The following is a 26,039-nucleotide window of genomic DNA, read 5'->3' on the forward strand; positions in this document are numbered from 1 at the left end:
ATATCTGCCGGGGGATGACTTGGCTATGCACCACACATTATTTAGGTTTCGATGGGCAACGTTGCTAGCGCTGTTGTTCAGTTGCACGGTGACGGCAGCCCCGTTGTCTTGGAATGACGATAAGTATTCACATTTTTCTGACGAAGAGCCTCTGGCTGAGTTATTGAAAACATTGGCATCATTACAGGATTTGCCTGTGGTGGTAAGCCCTAAGGTCAAGGATGTGGTGAGCCTGCACGTGCAGGATAAAAAGCCACAGGAAATCTTCAATGAACTGGTGAAAAATTACGGTCTAATTTGGTATTACGATAAGGAATCCTTATTCGTTTACAAGGAAGAAGAAGTGCAAACCGCTTCCATTAGCATGAAAAAAATGTCGCCACAGGAGTTCACCAATGCACTGCAACGCCTTCAGGTGTTGGAAGAACGGTTTCAATGGCAAATTTCTGAAGTCGATAACATCATTTATTTGACTGGCCCTGAGCGGTTTGTCAGTGCGGTATTGGACATGGCGAAAGTGATGGATACCCAAGATTTGGCGCGGCGGCAGGTATACCGCTGGAAAGACAAAGAGGGGGTGGTGAACTTCAGCTCTGAAGATCCCGTGGGTGGCTTGGGTGCGCAGTGGGATGTCAAGACTGATGAAAAATTTCCGGGCTTCGATGTTGTCAATGTTGTTAAAAACAAAAAACAGGTCGAATAAATGACAATTCAACAAACCTCTTTTGTTCTTAAGGTTCTCAGTGGGATCAATGCTGGTGCAGCGGTTCGCTTAAGAACAGGTAGTTTAGTGATTGGTCGTTCGATGACCAGTGACATCATTTTGCACGACGATAATATTGCTGATCAGCACGTTCAGTTACTGATTACCCCCAGTAGTATTACCCTCCAGCCGTTGGCTCACCCCATTTTCGTAAATGGGATGGAGGTCACGGCGGAGAGTGTGGAATTAGCCCCTTATCAGGCGGTCAAGCTAGGTAACGTCGAGTTTTGGGTGGCGGATAGTCGAGTAGCAGCGCCGCAAGCCAAGGCAAAGCCAGCATCGACCAGTACGCCTAAACGCCCCGCATCCGCTGAAGCGCCCTCGGCAGTAGCCGCCAAAGCGCCACTCGCCGCTAGCAACAAGGTGACGGCGAAGCAACGTATGGGCAGTAAGACATGGCTAGCGTTGGGCTTAGGCTTATTGTTGCTTGCCAACGTGGTTTATTGGGCACCGCAGATGAATTTCTTGCTGCAACACTTGGGTGTGCAGGATTCCGCCGAGCAGCAGGCCGCGAACTTGATGCAAACCTTGGGTAAGCAAGATTTTAAACTTGTCAATGAACCCGATGGCTCTGTCAGTTTGAGCGGTTATACCAGTACGGTAGCGGAGCGCAATGATCTCATGAGCCGTATTCAGAGCGCGGGTCTTAAGGCGAATCTGCATATCTGGTCGCAGGATGAAATGGCAGAAAGCGCGGGTACGATTGCGCGGGCGATGGGACAGCCTAGCCTACGTTTCAAGTCAGGTGATACGCATGGTGTGTTGGTTGCACAAGGTTTCGTGAGCAAAACGGCTGATTGGGAGCGTGTCAAGGCGAGTATCCTCAACGATGTTGGTGGTATCCGTTCCATTGAGGAAAGCGATTTCCAGACGCTGGACGGTTATTTGGCGGCGTTTGTGCAGTTCATCGAGAAAAAAGGGCTTTCCAGCCGTATCAACGCTACGACTGACGGTAAGAGCGTTATAGTTAGCGGCGAGTTAACTCAGCCAGAGATCGAAAAATTAAAAGGTTTACGGCAAGCGTTCATCGACATTCAAGGGGATGGCCCTGCTATTGTGCTGAATGTGACGGATGTACGGGATCGTATCAAGCTGGCGATACGCAGCGTTAGCGTTGGCAAAGTACCGTTTTTGGTCGCGAAAGATGGCAAGAAATACATGGAAGGTTCTTCACTGGGTGAAAAATACTTTGTGAAGTCAATCAAGTCTGACCATGTGGTGTTAACCAATAATGGAATAGATATTCCTTTTTATTACGGTATAGACAAGGGGAGAAAAAATGATGCTGCAAATAGAGCAGAACCTCAGAAATGATGTATCTGGAATGTATAAAAATGAGCTTCTGGATAAATTTAACCAAGCAGCATCGGAAGTTCGTTCCGAGTTGAATCAAGGGGTCTCCCCTGATGAGTACGATAAGTTGAATCGGTTTTTACAGGCATTGGACGCCAGTTGCGAGGTAGTTGAAGAGTTTTGGTCGCAAACCCATCAATAGGTTAGTGCCAAAAGCAAGCATGGAACGCAATGTACAACAGGAAGTTAGGAATTCCCTGCGTTTGATGATGAATCATCGGGAATTTAATTTTATGGACGATTAATTTTAGGAGATTTTAAAATGGCAGATATTTCAGGCGCAGCCGCCACCGTTGCACAAACTATTACTGACAGTGCAAACGCCCAAGTCACCATTAACAGTGCAGCTACACAAGCTGAAGTTCTGACTATGAACTCTAAAGCTGACTTAGCTGCTGTCCAAGGTGTGAGTGGTGCGTTAGACGCAGCAGCGCAAGCAGTGCAGAGGTAATTAATTACTGAATAATCTATACGTTAGATTTGAAGGTAATGTCAATAAAAGTGGCATCGGATACTGTCTGATGCCACATATAAATATAAGGAGTGAATATGAACCCTGATGTCGAATTACTAAGAATAATGTCTCAAGTTGGGTATTTAACTTGCTTTAGAAGTGATGCAAAACGTTCTCAACTGATTATGGATGGTGTTAGTGCTATTGGTCGTGAACAGATTCCGATTAAGATTGGTGTTGCAGTGGCTGATCTCTATGCCGGACGATATGACCAAGCCATTAGCATATTACGTGATCAAATTTTGGTTGAAGACCCGAATCACATGAGTGCAAAGTGCTTTTTGGGTATTGCCCTGACACAAAAGGGCAAGAAAAGTGACGCCAAAGAATTATTTGAAGAAGTCGCTGTGCATGGCAATCAAGATGAAAAAATTATTGCTGTTGCCTACTTGAATAATTAGGAAGCCAAGATGATTGATGCAAGTGTTTTGGTCAACCCTGTGAGTGCAGGTGGTTTGGGGCAGCAGCAATTGCCAGCACCTCAAGCTCAAGATGTAAAGCGTTTTGAAGATGCCTTGACGCAAGTTGATACAGGTGCAAATGCCTCGCAATCGCCCGTTTTGAGCATCATTGAACCAAGAAGAGATGAGTCGCTTGGGGGATTCAAACAAGCGATTTTGGATAAGGTTCAAGTCATGGACGATTCTTACCATAAAGTCTTGTCTGAGTACCACGAGATGCCTAATTGGCGGGATAATGTAAAGCTAGACACTAGCAATAATACTGGTGATCAAATGAGAAGTTATCCTGAGGTACAAAATGCTAGGGGATCATCCGACCAGATGGATAATGCAGCACAAAGTGTTGCCGATAATATTTTGTCTGCGGCGGCACAGCAGAATAAAATCTACGAGTGGGGAACGAAGATGGAAATGTGGTTTAGCCACATGAAAATTATTTCCGCAGCGGTTGGGCAAGTATCTCAAGGCTTCAAAACACTCTTTCAAGCAGGTTAATGGCGCTCACCCCTTAACGCTTGCGACAAGATGAGAAAACAATGACAACGATAAGTAAGAAATTTCTCCCATTGACTGCCATAGCACTTCTGGTTTTACTGACCGGCTGTAAAACAGAGCTGTATAGTAATTTAGCTGAGAATGATGCGAATGCGATGTTGTCTATTTTGTTGAATAACAAAGTGACCGCAGAGAAAACGTTTGATAAAAAGGCAGCCACTTACTTCTTGCACGTTGAAGAGTCTCAAATTCCGCAAGCGGTGCAGCTTCTCAAAGAACAGGGTTATCCTAAAGAGAAAATCGCAACCGTCGGCGAGCTATTCAAGAAAGAAGGGTTGATCTCATCGCCCTTGGAAGAACGAGCGCGTTTCATTTTTGCACTCTCCCAAAGCGTGCAGGAAACCTTATCACAAATCGACGGGGTACTTGTCGCCCGCGTGCATGTGGTGTTGCCTGAAAATAACCCGATTGATACCGAAATAAAACCCTCTTCCGCATCGGTCTTTATCAAATACAACCCAGCTTTCCGTTTGGAAGACATGAAATCCGATATCAAGCTGATCGTGGAAAAAAGTATTGAAGGGTTAACTTACGATAAAGTGTCGGTTGTCATGGTGCCTGCACAATTCTCTGCCACGAATTAAGCGCTGTTCGGCAACGTTAATAAACCGTTGCCGTGTCAGTGGGGCGGGTGCGGAATAACTTTAATACCCACATATATTGTTCAGGGTGCTGTTGCAGTAACGTCTGCAAAGCATTGTTTAAAGCAATCGCATCCTGTGTTTCATCTTTGCTCGGATAGTTAGCTAAAGCCGCACCGATGACAATATCGTAGCCGCCGTGCTGTGGGTTGAAAAATGCCATAACGGGTAATGCTACGGCTTTTCCCAGTTTGGCAAGCCGTGCCGGTGTCGTTAGTGTGGCTTTGGAAACCCCACAAAATGGTGCAAACACGGAATGTTTGCTGCCATGATCTTCATCCGGTAGGAAAAACATGAGCCGTCCCGGTTCGAGTGCTCGTACCAGTTTCATCATGCCCTCTTCACGCGCCACCACGAATTCAACGTCTTGCAAACGGCTACGCGCAATCAGCCAATCGGCTACTGGATTGTGGAACGGTTTGTAAGAGCCATACGCACGGTAATGTGCGCCAATTGCCACGGGCGCGAATTCCAGCCACACCGAATGCCCTAGCATGAGGATGACGTTTTGTCCTGCTGCAATGGCTTGGTCAATATGTTCGCGCCCCATGAGGTGGGTGCGTTGCTGTAGCCAGCGGCGCGAACGAAAAAACAACACGCTGTAATCTAACAGGGCACTGGCATATTCCTGACAGTGGGCTTGCGCCATTGAGTCACGTTGCGTGTCATTCATCGTGGGGAAGCACAAGCGCAGGTTGGTTAACACCACCTGACGGCGTTTACGGTTATGGTTGAAAATCCAATTGCCCAAGTGCTTGCCAAGCCAGCGTCGCGTTTGCCAGGGCAACCACGCCAATAGGGCGAACAAGCCGATGCCTGCCCATGTCAGCCAGTATTGCGGCGCAAGTAAGGTGCGGGGGTAAGCGTTCACGCCGTCTGTAGCGGGTTAGAAGCTAACGGTTGAGCCAAAGGGAAGCGCACCGAGACAGACTTATGAGCCAAGCCTTGTGAGCAAATGTCCCGCATCAATATCGCCATATTCATCCCCAATTGACGTGCCGTCCCCAGCACGGTCATCACCGTTGGACGGAATCTGTCACCTTGTGCCGACTGGCTGGCAAAGCTGGTTTTCCGCCATTGCACATACGGCCTGATCACCCGCTCGGCACGGTTATTGGTGAGGGGAATGCGACTATCCTTGAGGAAAGTCCAACACATCGCCTCATCCTTGAGCAAATGCTTGCATTGGTTGGTGGTGCGTTTGCAATTCTCCAATGCCAAGCCTTTGTTGAGCGTGGCTTGGAAGCTGCGGCGCAAGCGGAGTATCCGCCGTTGGTAGCGAGCGGCTTCATCGGGTTGTTGTTGCCAGCGGTGATGGGTGCGGACGGTGGTATAGGCGAGTAACAACAGGCGTTTGCCCACGCTTCCCCCTTCGCCGCAACGCCCCGCCATTTTGCGGAAGTGGCGGATCAAATGCGCCCAACACAGTTGCCGCCGTTCGGGTGGGACGTTGCCGTAACCACTGAAGTGGTCGGTGACCAGATAGCCAGTAAAGCTGCCCAACAAGGCATCGGCGGCGGCCTTGCCGCGTGAGTAATGGGTCATGAAGTAACTCACGCTATGGTCAGCCAATGCCCATAACCAGTAAGTGTTCGTACCGCGATAATGGCGGGTTTCATCGGCGTGGCATACCGCTTGTCCGCGTACATACTGACCTACTTGACGGTATAGCGGCCCCATCCACGGAATGGCTTTGCCTTGCGCCTTGCTGATAGCCCCAGTGCTAAAACGCACGTGGCACATTTCCCACAACAGAACCTGGATCTGGCGCATGGATAGGCGGAACTGACCACTCAAAATCACCACCCAGGCGATCACGCCTGCACCCATTTGACCGCTCGGCACCCAATCCGGCCACTGGCTGTGGTGCTTGATGCCGCAGGATTGGCAAACACCCTGATAAAACTGGTGTTCCGTCACGTCCGGTGGCGGCGGTGGAGCAATATCCGTGACCTGATGGCGGTAAGGGTTTCCCCAATCAATCGCCACTGCCCCACCACAGGAACAGGTGCTTTCAGGGAAATACTGTTCGGTACGGGTCACTTGTTCGGGAGGATATAACGCCCGTTCGTGACGCGGATGCCCCGGTTGCCCACCGTGTGGGCGGCTACTCCCCTTGCGTTTGGGACGCAACGCCCGTTGTTCCGGGCTGTCGGAGGACGGCGCTTTGGAACTGTTACGCGAACTGCTGCCGAATTTGGCAACCAGTTCTTCCAGTTGTTTTTGCAGCATTTCGACTTGTTGCTCCAGCACCGCCACCCGTGCCACTTGCTTCTCCAACTCAGTTATCCGTTCCTGTTGGCGCACGATCACCTGATGCGCTTCATCCAGTGTCGTGGGTAAGGTAGGAACGGCGGCTAACAAGGGGTAAATGACTCGCTGTTGGGATGGGGTGAATTTACTACAAGTTCGCTGGAATGCCTAATAGAGGGCGTGAACGCTTACGGTGCGGGGCAAGGGCTGGGTCACGGCTGCGGTTCGCAATTTACGTTGTCCGCCGCCATGCGTGTGCTAAACCATGCCGCTGCTGCTTGCACGTCCGCCGCTTTACCTTTTAAGCCGAAGTCGATGGTGTGGCGTTCGGTGGTACTCGGCAGGCTGGAGAGGCGCACACTGGGAAAGGTGCGCAGTAATGCTTCCATCATCGGAATCAGTTCGCTTTCTTGCACATTTTGCAAGACCCAACGCTGTTCAACAGGTGGGGTAGTGTCGAAATGCGCTGAGTAATACGTATCTAATACCCATTCCACCATCGGCCACGCCATATTAGGGAAACCGGGTACGAAGTGGTGGTGTTGCACTTTGAAGCCGGGAATCTGATTGATGGGGTTAGGGATGAGGCGTGCGCCTGCTGGTAATTCGCTCATGCGAATGCGATTGGGATAAGCGTCTGCCCCAAAACGCCCTTCGAGCAATGCCACCGCTTCGGGGTGGCGGATCAATTCGACGCCCGTGGCTGCGGCGACAGCTTGGCGGGTGAGGTCATCAGGGGTTGCACCAATGCCACCGAAACTGAATACGATGTCGTTGCTTTGCAAGGTTTCATGCAAGGTTTGCAGCAATAAATCCCAATCGTCGCCAATCATGCGTACCCACGCGAGAGGCAGTCCGCGTGCTTTGAGGAAGCTCATGACTTGCGGTAAGTGTTTGTCTTGACGTAAACCGCTGAGCAGTTCGTCCCCGATGAGAATTAACCCGACTTTCATTTTTTTGCGCCTTTTTCGGTTGCATGTTGCACGGTGATTCCCGCCTGTTTTTGCTGGGTTGCTACTGACCAGTCGGCAGCCGTTTCTGCCCAACCTTGCGTATGTTGCTGAATAATGTCCGCCAGCGCTTGGATGTGTTCGGGGTTGTCGTTGAGTGCGGGGATGTAGTGGTAAGTTTCGCCGCCTGCGTGTTCAAAGTATTCACGGTTTTCCACGCGGATTTCTTCTAGCGTTTCGAGGCAATCGGCAGCAAAACCGGGGCAAATCACGTCAACGTTTTTAATGCCTTCAGCGGGTAAGGCTTGCAGGGTTTTATCGGTGTACGGCTGTAACCATTCGGCTTTGCCAAAGCGTGATTGGAAGGTGACGCGCCATGCGTTGGGGGACAGGTTGAGTGCTTCTGCCAGCAAGCGTGCGGTTTTGTGGCATTCGCAGTGGTACGGGTCGCCCAACATTAAGTTGCGTTTGGGGATGCCGTGGAACGACATGAGCAGCAATTGCCCGCGTGGGTGCGTTTCCCAATGTGTGCGCACGCTGTTGGCAAGGGCTTTGATATAACCGGGGTGATCGTGGTAATGATTGACCAGCCGTAGTTCTGGCAACCAGCGCCAGCGTTTGAGTTCGTCGAACACTTTGTCGAAGGTGGTGGCGTTGGTCGCGGCGCAATATTGGGGGTACAGCGGCAGCACGAGCACGCGCCTTGCACCAGCTTCCTTGAGCTGAAGCAGAGTGGATGGAATCGACGGATTGCCGTAACGCATCGCTAAGGCGATTTTCACCGGGCCGTTGAAGCGGATTTCCATTTCTTTTTGCAGCGCTTGTTGTTGCTGTAAAGAAATGTGCATTAACGGTGAGCCGTTTTCTGTCCACACACTTTTATATTTTGCAGCACTTTTGGCGGGGCGGGTATTGAGAATAATGCCGTGCAAAATAATAGCCCAGACGATGCGCGGGATTTCGACCACACGCGGGTCGGAGAGGAATTCTTTGAGATAACGGCGTAGTGACGGGGTATCGGGCGCATCCGGTGTGCCTAAATTAACCAGCAAAATCCCTGTGCATTCGGATTTGCCGTGGAAATAGTCTTTTTCATTGATAAATCGGCTCATGGTATCATCCCTTATTTTCGGCATGAAGGATAAACCATGTTGCCAGACCTGCAAACACTGACACAGAAGATACGTGATATTGCACGGGAAGAAATTTTGCCGCGCTTCGAGCATGTGGGGTTTGCGCTGAAGCAAGACGGCAGCTTATTGACCGAGGCAGATTTAGCCACCAATCGGCGCATCGCTGAATTTCTTGGCGAACAATGGGCTGACATTGCCTTTTTGAGCGAGGAAATGGAGAGCGCAGAGCAAGAACGTTTGCTGCGTGAAGCCGATGCGCTGTGGTGTCTTGATCCGCTGGATGGCACGAGCAATTTTGCGGCGGGGATTCCGTTGTTTGCGGTGTCCTTGGCGTTGTTTCAGCACGGTGAAGTGGTGTTGGCGCTGACGTATGACCCTGTGCGTGATGAAATGTTTACTGCGCAACGCGGGCAGGGGGCGTGGTTGAACGGTCAGCCGCTGCGTTGCCAGCCCAGTGCTTTCAAGCTGCGCAATGCGGTGGCGATTGTCGATTTTAAGCGCTTATCCTTGCCCTTGAAAAATGCGCTGCTGCACAACCCGCCTTACGGTTCGCAGCGTAATTTGGGCAGTTGCGTGCTGGAATGGGCGTGGATGGCAGCGAATCGCGGCAATGTGTATTTGCACGGTGGCATGAAGCTGTGGGATTTGGCGGCGGGTACGCTGATTTTGGCGGAAGCGGGTGGTTATGCGTGCACCTTGGCGGGAGAACCCGTGTTTGTGCCAGCACTCGCGCCGCGTTCGGTGGTGATTTCACCTGATGCGGTGCTGTTTGCGGCGTGGCTACAGTATTTACGGGAAAATCAGTAGCCTATGCCAAAGCACGAACAAGCCATCGGGGTGTTTGATTCCGGTTTGGGGGGGATTTCGGTATTACGCGAAATTCAGCGTTTGTTGCCTGCCGAACACCTGATTTACGTGGCGGATTCGGCGCACGCACCTTACGGGGCGAAAACCTCGGATTATATTCGGGCGCGTAGCAAGCAGGTCGCGGATTTCTTGCTGGAACAACAGGTGAAGGTGTTGGTAGTGGCGTGCAATACTGCCACGGTTCATGCGGTGCATTACTTGCGGGAAACGCTGCGTATTCCGGTGGTGGGGATAGAACCTGCGGTGAAGCCTGCGGCGCGATTGACGCAAACCGGCGTGATTGGCGTATTAGCCACGCAGCAAACGGTGAATAGCCCGCGTTTGCAGCATTTGATTCGTGATCATGCCAACCATGTGCGAGTGATTACCCAAGCCTGTCCCGGTTTGGTGGAGCATGTGGAAGCGGGGGATTTTCGCAGTGAGGCGGTACGCCAGTTATTGAAGCATTACACCTTGCCCTTGTTGGATGCGGGTGTGGATACGTTGGTGCTGGGGTGTACGCATTACCCGTTTCTAACGGAAGCGCTTCATGAGGTGACGCACGGCAGAATGACCGTGCTAGAAACCAGTACGCCTGTGACCCATCAGTTAATGCGAGTGTTGGATCAGCAGGACTTGCGGCGTACCGAAAACGGGCAGGGTAGCGTGCGGTTTTTTTCCAGCAAAGCCGATGCACAGCATCTGATCAGTATGCAAACCTTATGGCAGCATCCAATTGCTTTGGGCTTATTGCCGACACGCTACCGCTGACGCGCTTAGTGGTGGTGATGACCGCCTTGACCGTGCGCGTGACCGTGCGCGACTTCTTCTTCAGAAGCGGCACGAATGTCGAGGATGGTGACATCAAATGTCAGAGTAACACCCGCCAGCGGATGGTTGGCATCGATAGTGACAGTGTTTTCGTCAACAGCGGCAATGCGAATGGTTTGATGACCGTCGCCCGTTTGCGCGTGGAATTCTGCACCCGCGAAGATTTGTTCTGCTGGAATGCCTTCAAACATGCTGCGTGGGACTTGTTGCGTCATGCGTTCATCGTATTCGCCGTAAGCATCCACGGGTAGAACGGTCACGACTAAGCTGTCGTTAGCTTGTTTGCCTTCAAGCTGCTTTTCCAAACCGGGAATAATATTGCTTGCGCCATGCAGGTAAGCAAACGGTTGGGCGGCATCTGCCTGATCCAGCACTTGACCTTGGTCATCGGTGAGGGTGTAGGTCATGGTGACCACGGTGTGTTGTGCGATTTGCATCGGTTTTCCTTAGAGTAGAGGGCGTATCGGTTGCCGCCGTTTGGTTCATCCTTGTAGCGGCGATGTGTCCATAAATATTGGGCGGGGAACTCGCGTACCTGTTGCTCAATGATCGTGTTAATTAGGGTTGTGTCGCCAAGTATGGCTTCACTGGGAAAATTTTCAAGTATTGGCAGGAAACGTAACCGATAGCCGGTAGCAGTTCGCAGCGTAAAAAATGGTACAACCTGTGCTTTTCCCAATTTAGCGAGGCGGCTGGTGGCGGTATTGGTGGCGGCTGCTACCCCAAAAAACGGCGCGAAAATGCTGTTTTTGTGCCCGAAGTTTTGGTCTTGTGCGTACCACACCACATGCCCTTGTTGCAGGCTGCGCAGCATGTCGCGGATGCTGTCGCGCGGAATTGCTTTACCGTAACGTTTCGAGCGCAAGCGTGCTACGCGCCATTCGATTAATGGATTTTGGTGTGGGCGGTAAATAACGTGCAGCGGAATGTGTTGCGCGATTAAGCGTCCGCCGAGTTCGAGGCTGGTGAAATGGGCGCTAAGGAGTACCACGCCGCCGTGTTCCATGGCGGTTTGTAGGTGCTCCAACCCTTCGATTTCGGTTTGCTGTGCCAGTTGCGCATCGTTACCCCACCAACTCAAGGCTGTTTCCAGCAAGCCGCGCCCTAATGAAATAAAGTGTTCACGGTTGAGCTGAAAGCGTTCCGCTGGGGTGAGTTCGGGAAAGGCGAGTTCCAAATTGATGCAGCAAATTTGGCGGCGTTTGCCGAGCAGGTAAAACATTAGCAAGCCGAATTGCTTGCCCAGCCACATTTGTATACCCCACGGCAGTTGCACCAATAGCCACAAAAAACCAAGCCCTAGCCATGTGAGCCAGTAGCGCGGGTGTAAAAACTGTTTGCCGGAAATTCTTTCCACACGATGTCCAATACCTGAATAAGCGACGTATGGTAAACTTTTCAACCTGTTTTTTCTTGTTTTCCGTAAAGAATAATGGTGAATAATAACGATGAGCTTACAAATTCCTGCTTTTGAAAGGGCGCGTGTATTGGTGGTCGGCGATGTCATGTTGGATCGCTATTGGTCTGGGCAAACCTCGCGCATTTCCCCCGAAGCCCCCGTTCCGGTGGTGCATGTGAAGAGCAACGAAGAGCGCCCCGGCGGTGCGGCAAACGTGGCGTTGAACATTGCGAGTTTGGGCGGCACGGCGTTGCTGCTGGGCTATGTTGGCAATGACGAGGCGGGGCGTTCGCTAGCAAATACCTTGCAAGCGCGGGGTGTGGCAACGCGTTTTGTGACGTTGGAGAATGCGCCGACCATTACCAAATTACGCATCCTCAGCCGTCATCAGCAATTGATTCGGCTCGATTTTGAGGAGGGTTTTGCGGGGCAAGACCACACTGCGCTATTGCAGCATTTCAGCGAATTGCTGGACGCGGCTGATGTGGTGGTGCTCTCCGATTATCGCAAAGGTACGTTGGAACGGGCGCAGGAATTGATTGCGCTGGCACGAGCGGCGGGTAAGCCGGTGGTGGTTGACCCCAAAGCGCAGGATTTTGCAACCTATCAAGGGGCAACGGTGATTACCCCGAATCTGGCGGAATTCCGTGAGGCGGTCGGTGATTGGGCGGATGAAGCCGATTTGGTGCGACGTGGGCAGGCATTGCTGGCGCGTTGCGGTTTGGCGAATTTGCTGATTACGCGCAGCGAACAGGGCATGACCTTGTTGCGGGATGGGGTTGAGCCGTACAACTTGCCGACGCGAGCACGCGAAGTATTCGATGTGACGGGAGCGGGTGATACGGTCGTTGCGGTGTTGGCGGCGGCACTGGCGGCAGGTTTGGGCGTGGAACAAGCAATGGCATTGGCAAATCTGGCGGCAGGCATTGTGGTCGGCAAGGTCGGCACGGCAACCGTGAGCGTTCCCGAATTGCACAAAGCCTTGCAGCAACACCATGCGCAGGTCAAAGGCGTGGTCAGCGAGGCGCAAGTACTGGCATCGGTGCAAGAAGCACGTATGCACGGCGAACGCATTGTGATGACCAACGGGTGTTTCGATATTTTACACGTTGGGCATGTGACGTATTTAGAAGAGGCGCGTAAGTTGGGCGATCGACTAATTGTGGCGGTGAATACCGATGCGTCGGTACGGGCGCTCAAAGGCTCGACGCGCCCCGTGAATACGATGGCGAATCGGATGCGTATGTTGGCAGCGTTATCTTGCGTCGATTGGGTGGTGGATTTCAGCGAAGATACACCGGAACGCCTGATTTGCGCGGTCAAACCCGACTTGCTGGTAAAGGGCGGCGACAATGATCCGCAAAAAATCCCCGGTAATCGCTGCGTATGGGACAACGGCGGCGATGTGGTGGTATTGAGTTTCGTGGATGGCATTTCCACTACCAATACGATTGCACGGATTCAGAGTATGGAGAAAGAAGCCAAGTGAAAGTCGATGTGCTAATCCTCGGCGGCGGCATCGCCGGACTGTGGTTGCTGGCGGATTTGCGAGCGCAAGGCGTGAACGCGCTGCTGGCAACGGATGAACTCGGCAAGGGGCAAACCATTGCGTCCCAAGGCATTATCCACGGTGGTACGAAATATGCGCTGACGGGCAAGGTGACGGGGGCAACCTTGGCGATTGGTGATATGCCGCGTTTGTGGAAAGCGGCTTTGCACGGGACAGGCACGGTTGATTTGAGCAAGGTCAACGTGTTGACTGAATCGCAATTGCTGTGGACTTCTGGCGGGATTGGTTCGCGTATGACGGGCTTTTTTGCCAGCAAAGCGATGAAAAGCCGCATGGATGCTGTGCCGCATAATGAGTACCCCGCTTTGTTCCGCCATACCGCATTTCACGGTGGTTTGTACCGTTTGGACGAGCCGGTGTTGGATGTGCCGGATTTGCTGGCGATAATGCGCGAACAACTTAGTGATGCGCTGGTGCAGGTGGATATTGCCCAGTCGCGTTTGGCTTTGCGCGATGGCAACTACGCTTATGCAGCGGTATTGCCCGATGGCTCGTCGCTGGATGTGGTCGCGCAGCAGATTGTGCTGATGGCGGGGGCGGGTAATGAGGCATTGTTGGCGGCGTTCCCTGAGCGAAGTCGAAGGGAACTGCCCTCAATGCAGCGTCGCCCTTTGCAAATGGTGTTGGTGCGTGGCGATTTGCCGATGATTTATGCCCATGCCTTGGGGATGAGCGATAAACCGCGTGCCACGATTACTTCGCACCGTGACGCAGCGGGCAATACGGTTTGGTATATCGGCGGGCAACCAGCGGAGCAGGGTGTTGGCAAGCCAGCGGCAGAGGTGATTGCGGCGACGCAGCGCGAATTGGCGGATTTGTTGCCGTGGGTCGATTTCAGCGGCATGGCATGGGCAACTTGGAACGTGGATCGTGCCGAAGGCAGCCAGCCGGATGGCAGTCGCCCTGATCAGCCGACTTTGCAACGCTACGCCAATGTCACGGTGGCATGGCCGACCAAGCTGGCGTTTGCGCCGATGTTGGCGGCACGTTTGCAGCAGACGTGGGTGGTGCAAGCGTCTGGGACAACACTGCTGGCGGCGCATTTGCCTACGCCGCCGGTCGCTCGTTATATTTGGGATTCAGCAACGTTTACGTAAACTCAAGGATGCAACATGGATTATCTGGCGTTAGCACAGCAGGGAAAAAATCAATGGTGGCGTTATGTGCTGGGGTTTTTCCTCATTCTATTGGCGTGGCAGGGCATTGGTTTGATGCCGTTGTTTGCGATGGGGTATTGGGCAGAAGTCGATGGCGATGTGGCGACGCGCTTTAATTGGGATACGTTTATGCTGGAAGGCATTTCGCCTGCCTTGACGTTTGTGGACATGATGGCGATGTTCATTTTCCTGATGTTAGGGGTTTGGTTGGTGGTGCGGTTTCTGCATAAACGCCCGTTTTTGTCGTTGATTACGCCGTTGCAGCGCATTAGTTGGATGCGGGTGTTGCAGGGCGCGGTGGTGTTTGCAGCGATTTATTTGAGCGTGACGGTATTGGGTGAATGGTTGTTGCCGACTCCGGCGGGTGAGATGGAATATGTGTTTGATGCACAGGCATTTCTGCTGTTTTTGCCGCTGGCGTTATTGCTGATCCCGATTCAAACTTCGGCGGAGGAGTTGTTGTTTCGCGGCTATGTGTTGCAGGGCTTGGGTTTGGTGCTGCACCGTTGGGCGGCGGTACTGGTGAGTGCTTTGCTGTTTGCATTGCCGCATTTGTTGAACCCTGAAGTGTATGGCGCGAATTTGTGGATTGCGGTGTTGCCCTATTTGACGACGGGCTTATTGTTGGCGTTGCTTACGGTGCGGGATGGTACGTTGGAATTGGCGATGGGTGTCCATGCGATTAATAATCTCTTTGCGTTTTTGTTTGTGACAACGCCGCCTTACGATACTTTTCCAGCGTTATTTGTGTATCACGGTGAGCTGTTTACGTGGGAAACAGTGGCGAGTGAGGCGTTAATTGCAGTGTTGTTTTATTGGGTGATTTTCCGATTTTTTGCGCGTCCCGAAGCGCTGAAGGTTGCGCCATGATCAAAGTTACGCCGCAGGTGGATTATGCGTTTGCGCTGAAATTGTCGCGTAGCAATATGGCGGCGTATTACGACAAACACGGTTTCGTGTGGGATGACGCGTATTTCGCACGCTTTTGGGAAGCGTCGGAAAATTTCGGGCTGTATCAGGATGAGCGTTGTATCGGGGTGGTGCGAATCAGGGGTGAGGAGGATGCGCTGCATTTGGCTGATTTGCATATTGTGCCGGAGTGTCAGGGGGCGGGTCTGGGGGGGGAGGCGTTGCGCTATATGATGCAGCTTGCGAAGGTGCGCCGTAAGCCGTTGATGCGCTTGGCGGTGTTTGGGGATAATCCGGCGCGGCGTTTTTATGAGCGGCATGGGTTTGAGGTGGTCAAGCAGGAGGGGGCGTTGTGGAAGATGGCTTGTGTGTTGAGTTAAATATTGTAGCCATTAGCCACCTGCGCTATGCTGGCTCTATTATTACTAGGTGTTACCTTTTAACACTGGAGAAAGCAAGATGGCAACTACCTCTGTGAAGTTGAGCGATGACATGAGCACCCGGCTGCGGCACGTTGCCGAGAGCAAACGGCGTACCCCCCATTGGGTGATGGTGGAAGCCATCAACCGCTACATTGAGCAGGAAGAACGCAAAGCCTCCTTTTACGCGGATGCGCTGACTTCTTGGAATGAGTACCAGCAAGACGGCTTGCACGTCACTTGGAACGAGGCGAAAAGCTGGATCAGCACATGGGGAATCGCCGCCGAGAAGGAAGCGCCTAAGTGCCACAAATAAGCATCACTCGCCGCGCTTGGAACGACTTTATCCGGCTGCGGGCATTCATCGAAGAAAAGAATCCACGCGCTGCGCAACGTGCGGCGGAACGCATCACCATCGCTATTGACCAGCTTGCGGCATTTCCGCTGTTGGGTCGTCCTTGCCCAGAAGAACACTTACCCGCTGATTTTCGAGAGCTGCTTATCGGCTTTGGCAATGATGGCTATGTTGCTTTATATCGGGTAGAGGCGGCGGCGGATACCGTCACCATCGTGGCAATGAGGCATCAGCGCGAGGCGGGATTTGAGGGGCAGGGTGGGGAGGTTTAGCTGCGGAACAGGAGTCGGTAACATTAGCCGAAATTCAAGCGGTTTAACGTCAAATCGAAGACGATAACTGTCTCCGCGCCCGTCGTCGATGTCAGTTAGACTTTAATATCAAGCGCACTTTTTTATCATTACAGCTTTGCGAGGAGAAAAAGACACTTGTTTGCGCTTTGATTTTTCTTGTCTTTTTTTAATATCTTCAAATATCGCATCTAAATCGTGGTTAAACTGCGCTGCATACTGATTGCGCAACTCGCGTGTCTCTTTGATGATTGGGTCTTGCCACATAATTAACCCTCCATGAGTTCTTGTGGTGTGCAAATAATGGGTGGTTCATAGCCGTGAAGAGCCGTGAAGACGGCAAACCGCTTCTACTTTGGGGCGCATCACTGCATTGGCTATGTGTGCGCAGTTCCATGTTAGCAGGTAGTCCATTGCGTTCACGGTGGCTACGGCAATGTGATACGCATCAATCTCAGCTTTTTCAGGTAGTGAACCTTCTTTGATCAAAGCGCGTGCCAGTTCTCATGCTTCGATAGGTACATCAAGTGCATCAATGCCATCCAGTGCGGCAAGCCGACGGGCAGCAGCTTCTGGATGCCCTTGGGATGATTCAGCGATGACGAATTCTGAAATATAAAGCTCAAAGTCGGGCTTACGATTTTCCCACCACTCGATGGTCGTGTTTTGGTTCGCCATTGCCCGTATGTCATTGCTTGGTCTGGCGTAATTGATCACATCCCCACCCCTTGCGGTAAAGCGGGCAGGGCAAAGCCAGCGCGGGCAGCGGTAATAACACTGGCAAGATAAGCCAAGGCAGACTGTCCACGTTTGCGGCAAGTACCGATGATGCTGGCCAGCATGGCAAACGCACGGCTCCCCGTAGCACTCTTTGTGCCATGGTTGGTTTTGCGCAGGATCACCCAATGGCGCAACGCCCGCTCAGCCTCATTATTGGTCAAGGGAAGCCACGGGTGGTCAAGGATTCGGAAAATGGCATCCCAATCATTGATGAACTCTTTCGCCAGTGCCGCCGTCTTGTCATGGGCAGATACGGCATGGATCAAGCATAATGCCCTGAATTCCAGGAGTTTTGCCTGATGGCGTTGACGGATCACGTCGGTTTGCGTCCCCACCGTGCCGCCTGCTGCCCGCCAAGCGTAAATGTCGTCCTGTAATACCCTCAGCCAAGCGAGGGTGAAGTTGCCAAACGTCCGCCCGTCTTTGTCCAGTGATTCTGCCAGCCCACGGGCTTTGCGGATCAGGTGCGCCCAGCAACGCAAGCGTTTGGGGTGGTGGCGGTAAGCGGCATAGCCATCACTCATCAGCCAGCCCCCAAAGTGGGGGCTAATCACGTTGTCGAGCATTTCAATGGTGCGCTGCCCTACGTAGAAACAAACGCTGAGGGTGGTGACGAATGTCCATAGCCACAGGGCTTCGCCACGCTCTTTCCAAGAGGTTTCATCAATATACAGCACCCCGCCGTCAGCGGTGGCTTCTGCCAACAGCCCTTCCACCAAGGCATCTTCCAATGGAGAAGCACTCGCGGCTGCTTCCTCAAAACATTGCTGCAACACCCCGACACTTAGGGGAATGCCCAACACCTCCCGCAACAGTTCTTGTGTGCCACGCAGTGACAAGCGTGAGCGCAGCCGTAGGTGGACAATAAGTGCCGCCAGATTGCCCCCAATCAGCCGCCACTCGCCCACATCAACCTCCGGGTATAACGGGTCGGGAGCTTGGCGATGCGGGATATGGCGGCTCACATGACCGCAGGTGCATACGCTATCGTGAAGGTGGTGGCGGGTGGTGATGACGGTCAGTCCGGGGTTCCCATCCGTGCCAAACTGGATGTCCACACTGTCATAGGCGGTATAAATACGGGAGACAGCCGCATCCAGGGACCTGCCACAGGCTTCACATCGGCTGGGGTAATGGTGTTCGTCTGCATTGATGGGCGGATGCCATACCCGACCATAACCCGGTGCGCCGGGTTGTTTACCCGCTTTGCGTTTGGCTGGTTGGGCTGGCTTTGTGCCCGCCACAGCTTCTGGTTCCGGGGTTGGCTTTCCTCTGGCTGCACCCACCCCTTCTGTTTCGGGCAAAGCCACCGTTTTGGGTGACGTTTCCCACGGGAAACCGCTGCTGGGTGGTTTGGAGGAGTTGTTGGAGTTTTGGTTGATCTGTTCCCGCGCTTCTTTCAGGTCATGCAACAACTTGGTCGACAGGTGCAGCAGTTCCTCCGGCGTGAGCTTGGCAAGGTACTGGCTGTTAAGCTGTTTGAGGCTGTGGTCTTTCAGTTGTTGGGTCATCGGGGGAGTGTCGCAAATTTAGTGCGTTTGGGTAAGGGGGGACTGTTCAGTTACGGTCTGGCAGTGAGATAACTGGGGCGCTCGGCTTTATCAATTTATGCAACCCCTGCTATTTTAGCAATCGTCGTAACAAGACCACTAAGCGCCGTTGAGAACTTCACAACTTCGGTGAAATTATCCCATGAAAGTTTTTTATTCTCAAGATTTTGTTTATCTGATGGCTTTTGTGATTCAAAGGAAAAATCAGCTAAATTTGTAATTGCTTTGTTTTTTTGCTGATTGGTTAGCTCAAGGTCATTATCAATAATGACCTTGAGTTTATTAACCATTATTGCTATGGAATCTATCTCGTTAATTGAGTTGAACTCATTTACAATTTGCTTGTGTATTATTGAGTTATGATTGTTAATGGTCGCCATTATCTTATCTCCTGTATTTGCTGCTCATATATTTTTGATCCTATATTATTGACAGTGGCATCTCCGTTAACTTTAATCGCGTTTATATTAAACACAACCTGATCGGTTCTGGGTGTTATCATAGCTTGTTTTATTGCTTGTGCAGCCTCTGTTACTGATTGTTTGTCAAAAGAATGAAAGGTTGGGAAAGATGCTGAGTTTGTTTCTATTGTGAGTGAATAAGCTTTTGGTGGATCTCTCAATAAATCATTCCATATTGTAAGTTCTCTTATGTATTTTGTATTTTCTTTATTCCATTCATTCATTTTTGAAGAGTGAATTGCTAAAGGTATAAGTCCTCCTAATACAGAAAAAATTACAAGTAAAGCATTATTTGCAATTAATGATAATATAAAAGAAATAACCATTAAAAGCATAAACCAATAACTATTATTTTGCATTTCTGGTCTTTTTTTATCAAAGACTGGGGCTGATCCTGTTGGAGGAAATGTTTTTTCACCCACTGATATTCCGACAATATTTCTGATTTGCCAGACATAATCACCACTTTCAATTAAAACGGGTCCAACAGTAATGGTTTGTGCTTCAGACGGTATATATTGAGAGTAGTTCATGAATATATCCTTATCATAGAGGGAACTTAATAGTCTATTAAACAGTGTTAGTGTTTAGGAATATCGAGCCTACACCCTGCGATTAATTTGCGAGTGCATACAGTCTGTTTGGTCGCCAAATTTTGTAATTGATCACATCCCCACCCCTTGCGGTAAAGCGGGCAGGGCAAAGCCAGCGCGGGCAGCGGTAATAACACTGGCAAGATAAGCCAAGGCAGACTGTCCACGTTTGCGGCAAGTACCGATGATGCTGGCCAGCATGGCAAACGCACGGCTCCCCGTAGCACTCTTTGTGCCATGGTTGGTTTTGCGCAGGATCACCCAATGGCGCAACGCCCGCTCAGCCTCATTATTGGTCAAGGGAAGCCACGGGTGGTCAAGGATTCGGAAAATGGCATCCCAATCATTGATGAACTCTTTCGCCAGTGCCGCCGTCTTGTCATGGGCAGATACGGCATGGATCAAGCATAATGCCCTGAATTCCAGGAGTTTTGCCTGATGGCGTTGACGGATCACGTCGGTTTGCGTCCCCACCGTGCCGCCTGCTGCCCGCCAAGCGTAAATGTCGTCCTGTAATACCCTCAGCCAAGCGAGGGTGAAGTTGCCAAACGTCCGCCCGTCTTTGTCCAGTGATTCTGCCAGCCCACGGGCTTTGCGGATCAGGTGCGCCCAGCAACGCAAGCGTTTGGGGTGGTGGCGGTAAGCGGCATAGCCATCACTCATCAGCCAGCCCCCAAAGTGGGGGCTAATCACGTTGTCGAGCATTTCAATGGTGCGCTGCCCTACGTAGAAACAAACGCTGAGGGTGGTGACGAATGTCCATAGCCACAGGGCTTCGCCACGCTCTTTCCAAGAGGTTTCATCAATATACAGCACCCCGCCGTCAGCGGTGGCTTCTGCCAACAGCCCTTCCACCAAGGCATCTTCCAATGGAGAAGCACTCGCGGCTGCTTCCTCAAAACATTGCTGCAACACCCCGACACTTAGGGGAATGCCCAACACCTCCCGCAACAGTTCTTGTGTGCCACGCAGTGACAAGCGTGAGCGCAGCCGTAGGTGGACAATAAGTGCCGCCAGATTGCCCCCAATCAGCCGCCACTCGCCCACATCAACCTCCGGGTATAACGGGTCGGGAGCTTGGCGATGCGGGATATGGCGGCTCACATGACCGCAGGTGCATACGCTATCGTGAAGGTGGTGGCGGGTGGTGATGACGGTCAGTCCGGGGTTCCCATCCGTGCCAAACTGGATGTCCACACTGTCATAGGCGGTATAAATACGGGAGACAGCCGCATCCAGGGACCTGCCACAGGCTTCACATCGGCTGGGGTAATGGTGTTCGTCTGCATTGATGGGCGGATGCCATACCCGACCATAACCCGGTGCGCCGGGTTGTTTACCCGCTTTGCGTTTGGCTGGTTGGGCTGGCTTTGTGCCCGCCACAGCTTCTGGTTCCGGGGTTGGCTTTCCTCTGGCTGCACCCACCCCTTCTGTTTCGGGCAAAGCCACCGTTTTGGGTGACGTTTCCCACGGGAAACCGCTGCTGGGTGGTTTGGAGGAGTTGTTGGAGTTTTGGTTGATCTGTTCCCGCGCTTCTTTCAGGTCATGCAACAACTTGGTCGACAGGTGCAGCAGTTCCTCCGGCGTGAGCTTGGCAAGGTACTGGCTGTTAAGCTGTTTGAGGCTGTGGTCTTTCAGTTGTTGGGTCATCGGGGGAGTGTCGCAAATTTAGTGCGTTTGGGTAAGGGGGGACTGTTCAGTTACCAAATTTTTAGCATGGTCTGAAATTGTCATAGCCTTCACTCCTTTAAAAAAAGTCCCTAATGAACCCAATTTTAACAAACCTCGTGTAGCCAAAAAGTGATCACTATCACAAGAATCATTTTGAGTGCCTAAAAATCGTCAAAAGTATCAAACATCCACGTTTGTAGGTCGGACTTTAGTCCGACAATTAGGGAAGGCAGGCTATTGTGGGAATGTCGGACTAAAGTCCGACCTACGCCGAGCCGCAAATTGCAATTCCATCCCTCACGTTGCACACTGCGGCTTCCATAACCCACCATCAAGACCCCATGAAATTCGACATCCTCTCCCAACAAAATCTGTACCAAGGCTTTTTCCGCGTGGATGCCTACGAATTCCGCCACGAGCTGTTTGCAGGCGGTTGGTCGGGGACGGTCAGGCGGGAAATTTTCGAGCGCCGCAATGCCGTTGCCGTGCTACTACACGATCCCGTCGCTGATACGCTGTTGGTGATTGAACAATTCCGCCCCGGTGCTGCCTTGCGGGATGCACAAGGTGCGTGGATGGTCGAAATCGTCGCAGGCATCGTCGAAGATGGCGAAAGCAACGCCGACGTAGCACGCCGCGAAGCCCAAGAAGAAGCTGGTTGCACCCTCGACACGCTGGAACACATTATCGACTTCTACCCCAGTGCAGGCGGTTCTACCGAAATCGTCAGCCTGTATTACGCCCCGGTCGATTTATCCGCCGTACCCACCGGCATCCACGGCTTGCCCGAAGAACACGAAGACATTCGCGTATCCGTCATCCCGCGCCACACCGCGCTGGCATGGCTCAAAGCCGGTAAAATCCAAGCATCCTTAGCCATTATTGCCCTGCAATGGCTGGCGTTAGAAAAACCACCCCGTTAATGCGCTTGTTGGCGCGATTGATTCTATGCAAAAATGAAGTACTACTTCAGATTTGCAGGGTGCGTCATGATTCAACGCCACATACTTCCCATTTTATTGGCGCGTGCTGCCCAATGGCCCGTCGTGACGGTCACGGGGCCTCGGCAATCCGGCAAAACCACATTGTGTCGGGAAGCCTTTCCCAACAAGCCTTACACCAATCTGGAACGCCCCGATACCCGCGATTTTGCCCGCACTGATCCACGTGGTTTCCTCAGCCAATTTCCCGAAGGGGCGGTGATTGATGAAATTCAGCGCGTCCCCGACTTGCTGTCATGGATTCAAGTATTGGTGGATGAAAAGAATACAGCAGGGCAATTCATCCTCACAGGCAGCCACCAGTTTGAACTCAGCCGCCACATCTCGCAGTCATTGGCGGGGCGTACTGCTTTGCTAAAACTGTTGCCGCTGTCGATTGCCGAACTGTTACCAATTGTGGAAAAACCAACGCTGGATGATTTCTTGTACCAAGGTGGTTATCCGCGCATTCATGCCCAACAACTAGACCCCGCTGTGGCGTTGGGTGATTACTTTGAAACCTATGTGCAGCGCGATTTGCGTGAATTGGTACAATTGCGCAACCTCCATCTGTTTGAAAAATTTGTGCGCCTAGTCGCGGGGCGCGTCGGGCAATTGGTGAATATGCAAAGCCTTGCAGCGGATGTCGGCGTATCAGGCAATACCGTGCAAGAATGGCTCACCTTGTTGGAAGCCTCCTACATCGTGTTTCGCCTGCCGCCGTGGTTTAGCAATGGCAGCAAACGCCTGATCAAATCACCCAAGCTGTATTTTTACGACGTGGGGCTTGCCGCGTGGTTGATGGGGATTACCCAGCCCGCGTATTTGCCGACACACCCGCTGCGGGGCAATTTGTTTGAAAACCTCGTGGTGTTGGAAGTGCTGAAAACCCTGCATAACGCAGGCGCAAAACCCAATCTGTCTTTCTACCGTGATGCCAACCACAACGAAGCCGATTTGCTGCTGGAAACTGGCGACAAGCTGCAATTGCTGGAAATCAAGTCCGCGCAAACGGTTGCCAGCGATGCCATGCAAGCCGCCACACGGGTAAAAACCGCGTTGGGGGAACGGGTTGCCGGTATGACACTGGTATATGGCGGGGCGGAAGCGCAACGGCGTAGCGCGTTTGAGGTGCTACCGTATACGCAAGTCCGCGCATGGGTAGATGGTTTGTCATCTTTTTCCTGCTACAGTATCTCTATGTAAAACCGTGTGAGGAGATGTGCCATTTCTGCCCCAAACCCCTACAGCACCATTAAGGTCTACACCCTAAGCGCGGCGGCATTGTCAGCAGCGTTAGTGGCATTATTCGCGTGGTGGTTTCAGCCGCCGTGGTGGATGCTCGGTAGTTACGCACTGGCTGCTGCCTTCATTGCCCTGACCGTTCCCCGCATGTACCGCCTATTCGGCTACAAAACCGATGACGAAGCGGCATGGCTGCACGCCCGCAACCTGCGCGAACACAGCACTTTAATACAACGGTTAGAAACTGCCCGCGAAGCGCTCGTCGAATTGAAGATTCCCCAAGGCATTCAGCAAGCCAATATGCTCAACGCCATCCTCGACGATTATCGCTCGGTGGTGGAAACCCGTTTTGTGGGCAAAACCTTCACGCCGATCACCTACTTGAATGCAGCGCGGAGTGTGCAAGAACACGTCGTGCAAAACCTCACTGACATGGTAGCAGTCGGGCACAGCCTAGCAGGGATCAGCCGCCAGCAAGTGCAAACCGATTTGTACCAAGAGCAACAACAACGCCTCAGCGACCTTGCGGCAGAAAATGAACAATTCTTTACCGCCCTCACCGAAACAGCGGTAGAAGTCGCCAATATCCGTACCATTAGCCAGTTTGAGCGGTTAGACACGTTGACCCGTCTGGTCAGCCTTGCACAAACGGCGAACAACACAGGAAAACAGTAACCATGATGACTACAAAATCCTTCGGCTATTTGTTGAGTGCCTGCCTGCTCAGTGGCTGCGGCGACATCGTTAATACGGCGGATACCAAAGCGCAAGTCGAAACGAAAATCAGCGATTTGGTGCAAAACACGATTCGCCCCACCCAACACGAAAACCAGTACCGCGCCAATATCCAATTGACCCGCACCAATTTACTGGCAATGTTGCCGGATTTAGCGGAATACCCCCTCGCGATTGATGCGCAAGACAGTGCCAATACGGAAGCCGCTGAGATCTTCGCCTCATCCGACAAAGCAGGCACAGGCGTGGATGGCGTGTATCTGGAGTTGGCGGAAAAATTCAACCAACAACGCCGTACCCTCAGCAACGGTAAACAAGCGGCTATTGCCGTCCGCAAAATGGATTCGGGTTTGGGGGCGCAATTCATTATGACCGGGCAATACGTGCCGGATGGCTATTCCCCTTCCAATGCGGTGTGGGCGAATTTAGCGAATGCCAATGGGGCGAAACTTACTACCATTGCTGATGTGACCGCGCCCAGTGTGGCGGGCATTATTGTTAAAAAAGCCAAACTCGACCAAATTACTACCGATAGCAAACTCGATATTGCTAAGTTGCTCACCAATGTCAGCAACGGTTCGTTTGCGATGGGCTATACCAACCCGTATCAGTCGGCGACGGGCTTAAACTTTTTGCTGACTATCCTCGATGCGTTTGCAAAAGGTGATCAGACACAAATGCTGTCCCCCGATGTTGCCAGCGCGTTTGAAGCGTTCCAGTTGGGCATTCCATTTGTGGCACAAAACACCTTGCAAATGCGTGATGCGGCGATGGGCAGCGGTGTGCTAGATGGCTTTGTCAGTAGTGACCAAACGTGGTCAGGTATGACGGGAATGGAAGAATACCAGTTCGTACCATTTGGTGCTCGCCAAGACAATCCGTTGTATGCCACTAGCGCCGCTGACCCCAGCGAACAGGAAGTGTTGAAGTTGTTTGCGCACTTTATTGATACGCAAAAGCCTATTCTGGAAAAATACCATTTTGGTAAAGACTTGACGTATAAAAGTGCTTATCAGATACCTGATGGTGGTGTGATTGCCCAAGCGCAGAAGCTCTGGAAACAGAAAAAATCTGGCGGCAAACCCATCGCTGCGGTATTCGTTACCGACATTTCTGGTTCGATGGAAGGTGAGCGTATTAAAAACCTGAAAAAAGCCCTAATCGAATCGTCCGACTTGATCAGTGCCAATAATGCTATCGGGCTGGTATCGTATAGCGACATGGTAAACGTGGATTTGCCGATTAATCCCTTCAACGTGCAGCAAAAATCGCTGTTTAATGGTGCGGTGGAACAGCTTTCTGTGGGGGGCAAAACCGCGACCTACAGTGCGACACTGGTGGCAGCTAATTTGCTCAACGAATTCAAAAAGACCCACCCTGATTACAAAACGGTGATTTTCGTGCTGTCGGATGGCGAAACCAATATGGGCATTGATTTTCAGCAAACCAAAGCCTTGCTGGAAGTGCAGGGTACGCCGATTCACACCATTGCTTACGAACTCAGTTCAGCAGAACTCAAGGAAATGGCAAGTTTGGCGGAAGGGGCGTACACCGAATCCAGCACCGGTTCGGCATCGTTCCGCATCGGCAACTTGCTGAACTCGGAAATGTAAGCACGACAGAGG

31 protein-coding genes are annotated in these 26,039 nt (G+C 52.0%); 19 read left to right on the top strand and 12 right to left on the bottom strand.

Annotated elements, in window-relative coordinates; genetic code table 11:
• Positions 1–25: 25 nt before the first annotated feature.
• From J1836_RS16140 to sctJ, 7 genes are all read left to right on the top strand, one after another.
• Positions 26–703, top strand: coding sequence for a hypothetical protein (locus J1836_RS16140; RefSeq protein WP_242632884.1), 678 nt, complete (start codon positions 26–28; stop codon positions 701–703).
• Positions 704–2,077, top strand: coding sequence for a type III secretion system inner membrane ring subunit SctD (gene sctD, locus J1836_RS16145; protein WP_207252158.1), 1,374 nt, complete (start codon positions 704–706; stop codon positions 2,075–2,077). It begins immediately after the preceding gene.
• A complete protein-coding gene (locus J1836_RS16150; protein WP_207252159.1) occupies positions 2,043–2,258 on the top strand; it encodes an EscE/YscE/SsaE family type III secretion system needle protein co-chaperone in 216 nt (71 codons plus the stop codon). Before sctD ends, J1836_RS16150 begins: the two co-directional genes overlap by 35 nt.
• Positions 2,259–2,378: 120 nt before the next feature.
• A complete protein-coding gene (locus tag J1836_RS16155) occupies positions 2,379–2,567 on the top strand; it encodes a hypothetical protein (RefSeq protein WP_207252160.1) in 189 nt (62 codons plus the stop codon).
• Between the two features lie 98 nt (positions 2,568–2,665).
• Positions 2,666–3,031 (top strand): tetratricopeptide repeat protein, encoded by a 366-nt coding sequence (locus J1836_RS16160; protein ID WP_207252161.1) that lies wholly within the window; start codon positions 2,666–2,668, stop codon positions 3,029–3,031.
• Positions 3,032–3,040: 9 nt separating this feature from the next.
• Positions 3,041–3,586, top strand: coding sequence for a hypothetical protein (locus J1836_RS16165; RefSeq protein WP_207252162.1), 546 nt, complete (start codon positions 3,041–3,043; stop codon positions 3,584–3,586).
• Between the two features lie 41 nt (positions 3,587–3,627).
• Positions 3,628–4,230, top strand: coding sequence for a type III secretion system inner membrane ring lipoprotein SctJ (gene sctJ, locus J1836_RS16170; protein ID WP_207252163.1), 603 nt, complete (start codon positions 3,628–3,630; stop codon positions 4,228–4,230).
• 16 nt (positions 4,231–4,246) lie between these two features.
• On the opposite strand, the gene J1836_RS16175 is transcribed toward sctJ, so the two are convergent.
• From J1836_RS16175 to hemH, 4 genes are all read right to left on the bottom strand, one after another.
• On the bottom strand, positions 4,247–5,158 hold the full coding sequence (locus J1836_RS16175; RefSeq protein ID WP_207252164.1) for an LpxL/LpxP family acyltransferase: 912 nt from the start codon (positions 5,156–5,158) through the stop codon (positions 4,247–4,249).
• A complete protein-coding gene (tnpC, locus tag J1836_RS16180; RefSeq protein WP_207250294.1) occupies positions 5,155–6,651 on the bottom strand; it encodes an IS66 family transposase in 1,497 nt (498 codons plus the stop codon). The genes J1836_RS16175 and tnpC (J1836_RS16180) overlap by 4 nt, the downstream gene beginning before the upstream one ends.
• Before the next feature lie 101 nt (positions 6,652–6,752).
• A complete protein-coding gene (locus J1836_RS16185) occupies positions 6,753–7,493 on the bottom strand; it encodes a competence/damage-inducible protein A (RefSeq protein WP_207252165.1) in 741 nt (246 codons plus the stop codon).
• Positions 7,490–8,602: a ferrochelatase gene (hemH, locus tag J1836_RS16190; protein ID WP_207252166.1), complete on the bottom strand. Its 1,113-nt coding sequence runs from the start codon at positions 8,600–8,602 to the stop codon at positions 7,490–7,492. The genes J1836_RS16185 and hemH overlap by 4 nt, the downstream gene beginning before the upstream one ends.
• A gap of 36 nt (positions 8,603–8,638) precedes the next feature.
• On the opposite strand from hemH, the gene J1836_RS16195 reads away from it, so the two are divergent.
• Positions 8,639–9,430, top strand: coding sequence for an inositol monophosphatase family protein (locus J1836_RS16195; protein ID WP_207252167.1), 792 nt, complete (start codon positions 8,639–8,641; stop codon positions 9,428–9,430).
• Between the two features lie 3 nt (positions 9,431–9,433).
• The gene (gene murI / locus J1836_RS16200) at positions 9,434–10,240 is read left to right on the top strand and encodes a glutamate racemase (RefSeq protein ID WP_207252168.1); all 807 of its coding nucleotides are present in this window, start codon (positions 9,434–9,436) and stop codon (positions 10,238–10,240) included.
• Between the two features lie 5 nt (positions 10,241–10,245).
• Here the strand turns inward: murI and J1836_RS16205 are convergent, their stop codons facing one another.
• Together J1836_RS16205 and lpxL are read right to left on the bottom strand one after the other, a co-directional pair.
• On the bottom strand, positions 10,246–10,737 hold the full coding sequence (locus J1836_RS16205; protein ID WP_207252169.1) for an FKBP-type peptidyl-prolyl cis-trans isomerase: 492 nt from the start codon (positions 10,735–10,737) through the stop codon (positions 10,246–10,248).
• The gene (gene lpxL, locus J1836_RS16210) at positions 10,704–11,657 is read right to left on the bottom strand and encodes an LpxL/LpxP family Kdo(2)-lipid IV(A) lauroyl/palmitoleoyl acyltransferase (protein ID WP_207252170.1); all 954 of its coding nucleotides are present in this window, start codon (positions 11,655–11,657) and stop codon (positions 10,704–10,706) included. The genes J1836_RS16205 and lpxL overlap by 34 nt, the downstream gene beginning before the upstream one ends.
• A gap of 91 nt (positions 11,658–11,748) precedes the next feature.
• On the opposite strand from lpxL, the gene hldE reads away from it, so the two are divergent.
• The 6 genes from hldE to J1836_RS16240 all read left to right on the top strand — a co-directional run bounded on the left by hldE (position 11,749) and on the right by J1836_RS16240 (position 16,381).
• Positions 11,749–13,188: a bifunctional D-glycero-beta-D-manno-heptose-7-phosphate kinase/D-glycero-beta-D-manno-heptose 1-phosphate adenylyltransferase HldE gene (gene hldE / locus J1836_RS16215; RefSeq protein ID WP_207252171.1), complete on the top strand. Its 1,440-nt coding sequence runs from the start codon at positions 11,749–11,751 to the stop codon at positions 13,186–13,188.
• A complete protein-coding gene (locus J1836_RS16220; protein ID WP_207252172.1) occupies positions 13,185–14,366 on the top strand; it encodes an FAD-dependent oxidoreductase in 1,182 nt (393 codons plus the stop codon). Before hldE ends, J1836_RS16220 begins: the two co-directional genes overlap by 4 nt.
• Positions 14,367–14,381: 15 nt before the next feature.
• Complete coding sequence (locus J1836_RS16225; RefSeq protein ID WP_207252173.1) at positions 14,382–15,296, top strand: CPBP family intramembrane glutamic endopeptidase; 915 nt, start codon at positions 14,382–14,384, stop codon at positions 15,294–15,296.
• On the top strand, positions 15,293–15,715 hold the full coding sequence (locus tag J1836_RS16230; protein WP_207252174.1) for a GNAT family N-acetyltransferase: 423 nt from the start codon (positions 15,293–15,295) through the stop codon (positions 15,713–15,715). The genes J1836_RS16225 and J1836_RS16230 overlap by 4 nt, the downstream gene beginning before the upstream one ends.
• A gap of 79 nt (positions 15,716–15,794) precedes the next feature.
• The gene (locus J1836_RS16235; protein ID WP_207252175.1) at positions 15,795–16,070 is read left to right on the top strand and encodes a CopG family ribbon-helix-helix protein; all 276 of its coding nucleotides are present in this window, start codon (positions 15,795–15,797) and stop codon (positions 16,068–16,070) included.
• Positions 16,058–16,381 (top strand): type II toxin-antitoxin system RelE/ParE family toxin, encoded by a 324-nt coding sequence (locus J1836_RS16240; protein ID WP_207252176.1) that lies wholly within the window; start codon positions 16,058–16,060, stop codon positions 16,379–16,381. Before J1836_RS16235 ends, J1836_RS16240 begins: the two co-directional genes overlap by 13 nt.
• A 108-nt stretch (positions 16,382–16,489) precedes the next feature.
• Here the strand turns inward: J1836_RS16240 and J1836_RS16245 are convergent, their stop codons facing one another.
• The 6 genes from J1836_RS16245 to tnpC (J1836_RS16270) form a co-directional block, all read right to left on the bottom strand.
• Positions 16,490–16,666: a hypothetical protein gene (locus J1836_RS16245; protein WP_207252177.1), complete on the bottom strand. Its 177-nt coding sequence runs from the start codon at positions 16,664–16,666 to the stop codon at positions 16,490–16,492.
• 237 nt (positions 16,667–16,903) lie between these two features.
• Positions 16,904–17,116 carry a PIN domain-containing protein gene (locus J1836_RS16250; RefSeq protein WP_207252178.1) on the bottom strand — a complete coding sequence of 71 codons (213 nt, stop codon included), beginning with the start codon at positions 17,114–17,116 and terminating at the stop codon, positions 16,904–16,906.
• On the bottom strand, positions 17,113–18,690 hold the full coding sequence (gene tnpC / locus J1836_RS16255) for an IS66 family transposase (protein ID WP_242632653.1): 1,578 nt from the start codon (positions 18,688–18,690) through the stop codon (positions 17,113–17,115). Before tnpC (J1836_RS16255) ends, J1836_RS16250 begins: the two co-directional genes overlap by 4 nt.
• 95 nt (positions 18,691–18,785) lie before the next feature.
• Positions 18,786–19,109 carry a hypothetical protein gene (locus J1836_RS16260; RefSeq protein ID WP_207252179.1) on the bottom strand — a complete coding sequence of 108 codons (324 nt, stop codon included), beginning with the start codon at positions 19,107–19,109 and terminating at the stop codon, positions 18,786–18,788.
• Entirely contained in the window at positions 19,109–19,723 is a 615-nt protein-coding gene (locus J1836_RS16265; RefSeq protein WP_207252180.1) for a hypothetical protein, read from the bottom strand. The genes J1836_RS16260 and J1836_RS16265 overlap by 1 nt, the downstream gene beginning before the upstream one ends.
• A gap of 132 nt (positions 19,724–19,855) precedes the next feature.
• Complete coding sequence (gene tnpC, locus J1836_RS16270; protein ID WP_242632653.1) at positions 19,856–21,433, bottom strand: IS66 family transposase; 1,578 nt, start codon at positions 21,431–21,433, stop codon at positions 19,856–19,858.
• Between the two features lie 362 nt (positions 21,434–21,795).
• Between tnpC (J1836_RS16270) and J1836_RS16275 the strand changes: the two genes are divergently transcribed.
• The 4 genes from J1836_RS16275 to J1836_RS16290 all read left to right on the top strand — a co-directional run bounded on the left by J1836_RS16275 (position 21,796) and on the right by J1836_RS16290 (position 26,027).
• On the top strand, positions 21,796–22,377 hold the full coding sequence (locus J1836_RS16275) for an NUDIX domain-containing protein (protein WP_207252181.1): 582 nt from the start codon (positions 21,796–21,798) through the stop codon (positions 22,375–22,377).
• Between the two features lie 66 nt (positions 22,378–22,443).
• Complete coding sequence (locus tag J1836_RS16280; protein WP_242632885.1) at positions 22,444–23,640, top strand: ATP-binding protein; 1,197 nt, start codon at positions 22,444–22,446, stop codon at positions 23,638–23,640.
• A 6-nt stretch (positions 23,641–23,646) separates the two neighbouring features.
• On the top strand, positions 23,647–24,354 hold the full coding sequence (locus J1836_RS16285; RefSeq protein WP_242632886.1) for a hypothetical protein: 708 nt from the start codon (positions 23,647–23,649) through the stop codon (positions 24,352–24,354).
• A 2-nt stretch (positions 24,355–24,356) separates the two neighbouring features.
• Complete coding sequence (locus tag J1836_RS16290) at positions 24,357–26,027, top strand: vWA domain-containing protein (RefSeq protein ID WP_207252183.1); 1,671 nt, start codon at positions 24,357–24,359, stop codon at positions 26,025–26,027.
• Positions 26,028–26,039 lie beyond the last annotated feature (12 nt).

This window comes from Thiothrix fructosivorans (assembly GCF_017349355.1).
Lineage (GTDB): Bacteria > Pseudomonadota > Gammaproteobacteria > Thiotrichales > Thiotrichaceae > Thiothrix > Thiothrix fructosivorans.